Annotated in this window: 6 protein-coding genes; 4 read left to right on the top strand and 2 right to left on the bottom strand. The window is 74.2% G+C overall.

The annotated features are described in order from the left end of the window. Nucleotides 1-59: 59 nt before the first annotated feature. Both V6U82_RS29140 and V6U82_RS29135 read right to left on the bottom strand, forming a co-directional pair. Nucleotides 60-755, bottom strand: coding sequence for a response regulator (locus V6U82_RS29140; protein ID WP_442933478.1), 696 nt, complete (start codon nt 753-755; stop codon nt 60-62). Next, nucleotides 728-1,966 carry a sensor histidine kinase gene (locus tag V6U82_RS29135; RefSeq protein WP_334466935.1) on the bottom strand — a complete coding sequence of 413 codons (1,239 nt, stop codon included), beginning with the start codon at nt 1,964-1,966 and terminating at the stop codon, nt 728-730. The genes V6U82_RS29140 and V6U82_RS29135 overlap by 28 nt, the downstream gene beginning before the upstream one ends. Before the next feature lie 132 nt (nt 1,967-2,098). Here V6U82_RS29135 and V6U82_RS29130 point away from each other — a divergent pair, with 132 nt between their 5' ends. The 4 genes from V6U82_RS29130 to V6U82_RS29115 all read left to right on the top strand — a co-directional run bounded on the left by V6U82_RS29130 (nt 2,099) and on the right by V6U82_RS29115 (nt 6,028). Continuing rightward, nucleotides 2,099-2,998 carry an ABC transporter ATP-binding protein gene (locus tag V6U82_RS29130; protein WP_334466932.1) on the top strand — a complete coding sequence of 300 codons (900 nt, stop codon included), beginning with the start codon at nt 2,099-2,101 and terminating at the stop codon, nt 2,996-2,998. After that, nucleotides 2,995-3,780, top strand: a complete 786-nt coding sequence (locus V6U82_RS29125; RefSeq protein WP_334466929.1) for an ABC transporter permease — start codon at nt 2,995-2,997, stop codon at nt 3,778-3,780. The genes V6U82_RS29130 and V6U82_RS29125 overlap by 4 nt, the downstream gene beginning before the upstream one ends. A gap of 2 nt (nt 3,781-3,782) precedes the next feature. Continuing rightward, nucleotides 3,783-4,487, top strand: a complete 705-nt coding sequence (locus V6U82_RS29120; protein WP_334466926.1) for a YqeB family protein — start codon at nt 3,783-3,785, stop codon at nt 4,485-4,487. A 119-nt stretch (nt 4,488-4,606) separates the two neighbouring features. Continuing rightward, nucleotides 4,607-6,028, top strand: coding sequence for an amino acid permease (locus V6U82_RS29115; RefSeq protein ID WP_334466923.1), 1,422 nt, complete (start codon nt 4,607-4,609; stop codon nt 6,026-6,028). Nucleotides 6,029-6,036: the final 8 nt, after the last annotated feature.

Below are 6,036 nucleotides of genomic sequence, written 5' to 3'. Positions count from 1 at the left end.
ACGTCCACTGCCGCCGACATCAGCCCATCACGTACGGGCCGACCCGGCCAGCCTCACAGTCAGTCCAGGCCGGCGTCCTGGACCAGCAGGGCCACCTGCACGCGGTTGTTCAGGTCGAGCTTCGTCAGCAGCCGGGACACGTATGCCTTCACGGTCGCCACGCTCATGAACAGCTCGGCGGAGATCTCCGCGTTGGTCCGGCCCCGGCCGAGCAGCACCGCGACCTCCCGCTCCCGCTCGGAGAGCCCGTCGAGCAGCCGTACCGCCCGCTCCCGCTTCGGGTCCGCGCCGGGCACCGGTGCGGTGCCGGTGACGTGCGCGATGAGCTTGCGGGTCACCGCCGGGGACAGCGTCGCCTCCCCCGCCGCGACCCGGCGTACCGCGGCCACGATCTCGGCGGGCGGGGTGTCCTTGAGCAGGAAGCCGCTGGCCCCGGCGCGCAGCGCCCGCAGCACCTGCTCGTCGGCGTCGAAGGTGGTGAGCACCAGCACCTCGGGCGGGTCGGCGGTGGCCCGCAGCGCCTCGGTGGCGGCCAGCCCGTCGACCCGGGGCATGCGGATGTCCATCAGCACCACGTCCGGGGCGTACGCGGCGACGGCCTCGGGCACCTCGGCGCCGTCGGTGGCCTCGCCGACCACGGCCAGGTCGGGTACGCCGCCGAGGATCATCGACAGCGCGCCGCGGACCAGCGGGTCGTCGTCGACGACGAGCACCCGCACCGGCGCGCTCACTGCGCCGCCGCCCAGGGCAGCCAGGCGGTCAGCCGGAACCCGCCGTCGGCGTCCCGCCCGTGTTCGAGGCGGCCACCGGCGAGCGTGACCCGCTCCGCGATCCCGACCAGCCCGGTGCCGGTGCCGGGAATGGCGGTGGGCGACGCGCCCACCGGCCACGGGTTGTGGATCTCCACCGCCAGCCCGTCCCCCGGGCCGCCGGCGAGCCGGACCGTCACCACCGCGCCCGGCGCGTGCTTGCGGGCGTTGGTCAGCCCCTCCTGCACGATCCGGTACGCGCTGCGCCCGATCGCCGCGGGCACCGCCTCCGGCTCGGCCACCTCGTCGACCACGCCGACCCGTACCCCGGCGTCGCGGCTCTCGGCGACGAGCGCGGGCACGTCGGCCAGCGTGGGCTGGGGCCGTTCCGGTGTGGCCTCGGAGCCGACCTCGGCCCGCAGCACGCCGATCACCTCGCGCAGGTCCTGGAGCGCGGCGTGCGCGCTGGCCCGGATCACCCCGGCCGCCCGCGCCACCTCCTCCGGCGGCGCGTCCGGCCGGAACTCCAGCGCGCCCGCGTGCAGGCTGAGCAGGGAGATCCGGTGGGCGAGCACGTCGTGCATCTCGCGGGCGATCCGGCCGCGTTCGAGCTGCCGGGCCTGGTCGAGCCGGAGCTGCTGCTCGGCCTCGGCCCGCTCGGCCCGGTCGCGCAGGGACAGCACCAGCTGGCGGCGGGCCCGGACGAACAGCGCCCAGGCCACCACCACGCCGATGAACAGCGCGGTCCAGATCACCGAACCCCAGAACGGCATCGTAGGGTCGGGCCGGACGGCGAGGTAGACCGGCAGGCTCAGCACATTCCACGCCGCCAGGGCCAGACCCACCGGCAGCGGCCGGTGCACGAGCACGGTGAACGTGATGACGAGCAACGCCAGGCCGGACGTGATCGAGAAGAACACCAGTGGCGCGGTGGCCACCGCCAGCCCGACCGGCCAGCGCCGGCGCAGCCAGAGCGCTCCGCTGACCAGCAGGCCGATCAGCAGGTCGGCCTCCTCCAGCCAGGCCGGACCGGCGTTGAGGCCGAACTCCGGGGTGGCGCTGGTGACGTCGCCGTGGGTGATCAGCACCCAGAGCAGCGAGGCCACGAACAGCACGCTGTCCACGAACCAGTCCCGTGGGGTCCGCCGCGGGGCGCGGGCGGGCACCAGGGAACCCGGCAGGAGCCAGGGGTGATCGGGTACGGCGGCGCTGGTCACCCGTCCATGCTAGGAAGCCGTCCGGACCGGCTACCAGCTACCAAAGTCGACGCCTGCGGTGAACCGAGGTCGACGGCGGCGCCGACCGCCGGCCGCAGCGCGTGACCGGGTGGCCCCGGCAGGCTCGACGGCATGATCGAAGTCGACCAGCTCACCAAGCGGTACGGCCCGCACACCGCCGTCGAGGACGTCACGTTCCGGTGCGAACCGGGCTCGGTGACCGGTTTCCTCGGGCCGAACGGTGCCGGGAAGTCCACCACGATGCGGATGATCTGCGGGATGACGCCGCCCACCTCGGGCGGCGCCGCCGTCGGCGGTCGCCCCTACCGGCAGCTGCCCAATCCGGGCCGGGAGATCGGCGTGCTGCTCGACGCCTCGGCGCAGCACGCCGGGCGCACCGGGCGGGAGACGCTCACGCTCGCCGCCCGCACCATGGGCGTCGGCCGGGAACGGGTGGCGGCGGCACTCGACCAGGTCGGGCTGAACGACACCGCCGCCCGGCGCCGCGTCGGCGCGTACTCCCTGGGCATGCGGCAGCGGCTCGGCCTGGCGCTGGCGCTGCTGGGCGACCCCCGGATCCTGATCCTGGACGAGCCGGCCAACGGCCTCGACCCGGAGGGGATCTTCTGGATGCGCGGCCTGCTGCGCGACTTCGCCGACCGGGGCGGGACGGTGCTGCTCTCCTCGCATCTGCTGCGCGAGGTGGAGGCGGTGGCGGACCGGCTGGTGGTGATCGGCGGCGGCCGGGTGGTCGCCCAGGGCGGGAAGGACGAGTTGCTCGCGGGTGCCGGCACGCTCGTCCGCGCCCGTGACGCGCACGCCCTGCGCCTGACGCTGGAGCGGGCCGCGCTGCCGGCCACCGCCGGCACCGACGGCGGCTTCGTCGTCCGGGCCGAGCCGGGCGAGGTCGGCCAGGCCGCGGCGGACGCCGGACTGGTCCTCACCGAGCTGCGCCCGGCGGGCAGCGGCGGCCTGGAACAACTCTTCCTCACCCTCACCGCCGGCGCGTCGACCAAGGAGGCCGTCCGATGACCACCGCCACCCGCACCCCCGCGCCGCCACGACCCGAGGCCGTCGTCGCCGGACCGACGCTGGCCCGGCTGACCGCCGTGGAGCTGCGCAAGCTCGCCGACACCCGGGCCGGACGCTGGTTGCTGATCGCGATCGGCCTGATCGCGGCCGTGATCGTGGTGGTGCAGCTGTTCGTCCTCGACGCGCCGGACCAGACGTTCACCGCGTTCTTCACGCCGTCGCTGCTGCCGGTCGGGCTGCTCCTGCCGGTACTCGGCATCCTCTCCATCACCGGCGAGTGGTCGCAGCGCAGCGCGCTCACCACGTTCGCGCTGGTGCCCCGCCGGGAGCGGGTGATCATCGCCAAGCTCGCCGCGGTGGTGCTCGCCGCACTGGCCTCGGTGCTCGTCAGCCTCGCCGTCGCCGCCGCCGGCACGCTCGCCGCCGACGCCACCGGCGGGGCGGGGGCCTGGACGTTCGACTGGCGACTGCTGCCGCACGCGGCCGTGTTCCAGGTGGTGAACGTGCTGATGGGCGCCGGTTTCGGCCTGCTGTTGCTGAACACGCCGCTGGCGATCGTCGCCTACCTGCTGCTGCCCACCGTGTGGAGCCTGCTGTCCGCGATGATCTCCGCGCTGCGTGAGCCGGCCCGCTGGCTGGACACCTCGCTCACCATGGAGCCGCTGCTCGGCGCCGAGATGACCGGCGGGCAGTGGGGCCGGCTCGCCGTATCGGTCGCCGTCTGGATGCTCCTGCCGCTGGCCGCCGGCCTGGTCCGCACCATGCGCCGGGAGGTGTCCTGACCGTGGCCGCCCGGCAACCCGGCGAGGACGTCGTGGTCGACGGCGGACGCGGCGAGCTGGTGCTGTTCTGGGCAGGATTCCCACTGGCCGGGGCGGGGCTGGCCGCCGGGCTGACCGCGCTGTCCGGCTGGATCGCCGGGCTGGCCTGGTTCCCGTTCCAGGGCCTGTTCGAGCTGCTCGCCCGCTGGCCGGACGAGCGTTCGTACCCGATCGGGATCGGGGTGGGCCTGCTGGCCGGCCTGCTGCTGGCGGTGGTGGCGGTCCGCGAGCGGCTGACCGTCACGGTCGGCCACCGGTCGGTACGGCTGCACCGTGACGGGCACGGCCGTGACCTCGCCCGCGCCGACGTGGCCGGGGTGTTCGTCGACGGCACGGCGCTGGTGCTGCTCGACACCGCCGGCGGCGAGCTGGCCCGGGAGAAGTCCGACCTGGACGCCGGGCGGTTGCGCGCGGCCTTCACCCGGCAGGGCTGGCCGTGGATCGAGCAGGACCCGCACCGGGACGCGTACCGGCGCTGGGTGGAGGGGCTGCCCGGCCTGCCGCCCGGTGCGGACGCCCTGCTGCGCGCCCGGCAGCGGGCGCTCGACGGCGGCCACGACGGCGAGGCCCGGGAGCTGCACGGGGAGCTGGCCCGGCTCGGTGTCGTGGTCCGCGACGAGGGCAAACGGCAGTACTGGCGGCTGGTCGCCGGTCCGCCGCCGGGGTGACCGCCGCCGTCGCGCTGCGATCTTCGCGCCGAGGATCTACGTTCGTCCATGGCGGGGTCGCGGCTCGTCGGACGCGGTGGCCCCGGACGGTACGACGCGGGTGACGGGGAGGGGCCGGCATGGCGGTGGGACAGGGCATCTTCCGGCGCAAGCCGGTCGAGCAGATCGCCGACGAGACCGACGAGGGCCTCTCCCGCGAACTGGGGTTGTGGCAGCTCACCGCGATCGGGGTCGGCGGCATCATCGGCGCGGGCATCTTCGCGCTGGCCGGGGCGGTGGCGAACGAGACCGCCGGCCCGGCCGTGCTGGTGTCGTTCCTGATCGCCGGTCTGGCCAGCGCCGCCGCCGCACTGTCGTACGCGGAGTTCGCCGGCATGATCCCCAAGGCGGGGTCGGCCTACACCTACGGGTACGCGGTGCTGGGCGAGGCGGTCGGCTGGTTCATCGGCTGGGACCTGCTGCTGGAGTACACGGCGATCGTCGCCGTGGTCGCGATCGGCATCTCCGGCTACTTCGGCTTCCTGGTCAACGAACTGGGCGCGGACCTGCCGGCCTGGATGCTCGGCGCGCCGGGCACCGGCGAGGGGCACCGGGTCGACCTGTTCGCGGTGGTGCTCTGCCTGCTCATCGCGTTCCTGCTGACCCGGGGCATCAGGGCCGCCGCGCGGTTCGAGACGTTCGTGGTGGTCCTCAAGGTCGCCGTCGTGCTGCTGGTGATCGTGGTCGGCTTCTTCCACGTGAAGACCGCCAACTACTCGCCGTTCTTCCCGTTCGGCGTCGGCGGCGCGATCACCGGCGCGGCCACCGTCTTCTTCGCGGTCTTCGGGTACGACGCGATGAGCACCGCCGCGGAGGAGTCCCGGGACGCCCGCCGCCACATGCCGAAGGCGATCATCTGGTCGCTGGTCGTCTCGATGGTGCTGTACGTGCTGGCCACGCTGGTGCTCACCGGCATGCAGAACTACCGGGACATCGACCCGGAGAGCGGCTTCTCCTCCGCGTTCGCCTCGGTCGGGCTCTCCGGGCTGGCCGGCGTGATCGCGGTCGGGGCGATCATCGGCATCCTCACCGTGATGTTCACCTTCATGCTCGGCGTGACCCGGGTGTGGTTCTCGATGAGCCGGGACGGACTGTTGCCCGGCTGGTTCGCCAAGGTCCACCCGGTCCGCCGGGTGCCCACCCGGGTCACCTGGATCGTCGGCGTCGGCTCGGCGCTGATCGCCGGTTTCCTGCCGATCCGGCAGGCCGCCGAGCTGACGAACATCGGCATCCTGCTGGCGTTCGTGGTGGTGTGCGTGGCGGTGATCGTGCTGCGCTACCGCCGCCCGGACGCGCCGCGTACGTTCCGGCTCCCCGGCATGCCCGTGGTGCCGGCGCTCGGCGTGATCTTCTCGATCTGGCTGATCACGTTCCTCGACCCGGTGACGTGGCTGCGGTTCGGCGCCTGGTTCCTGCTCGGCGCGGTCGTCTACGCGCTGTACGGCTACCGCCGTTCGGCGCTGGCCCGGCGCGACGGGGACACCGCCGGCCCGGCCCGCTGACCGCCGCG

The sequence above is a fragment of the Micromonospora sp. CPCC 205554 genome (assembly GCF_036902745.1).
In the GTDB taxonomy this organism is placed as follows: domain Bacteria; phylum Actinomycetota; class Actinomycetes; order Mycobacteriales; family Micromonosporaceae; genus Micromonospora; species Micromonospora tulbaghiae.
Note: the sequence above shows the minus strand (reverse complement) of the source record. Positions and strands in the feature narration are given on the sequence as shown.

What these genes read in the sequence shown, in the direction of transcription:
- V6U82_RS29130 (WP_334466932.1), top strand. Translation starts at nt 2,099, where the DNA reads ATGATCGAAGTCGACCAGCTCACCAAGCGGTACGGCCCGCACACCGCC.
- V6U82_RS29125 (WP_334466929.1), top strand. Translation starts at nt 2,995, where the DNA reads ATGACCACCGCCACCCGCACCCCCGCGCCGCCACGACCCGAGGCCGTC.
- V6U82_RS29115 (WP_334466923.1), top strand. Translation starts at nt 4,607, where the DNA reads ATGGCGGTGGGACAGGGCATCTTCCGGCGCAAGCCGGTCGAGCAGATC.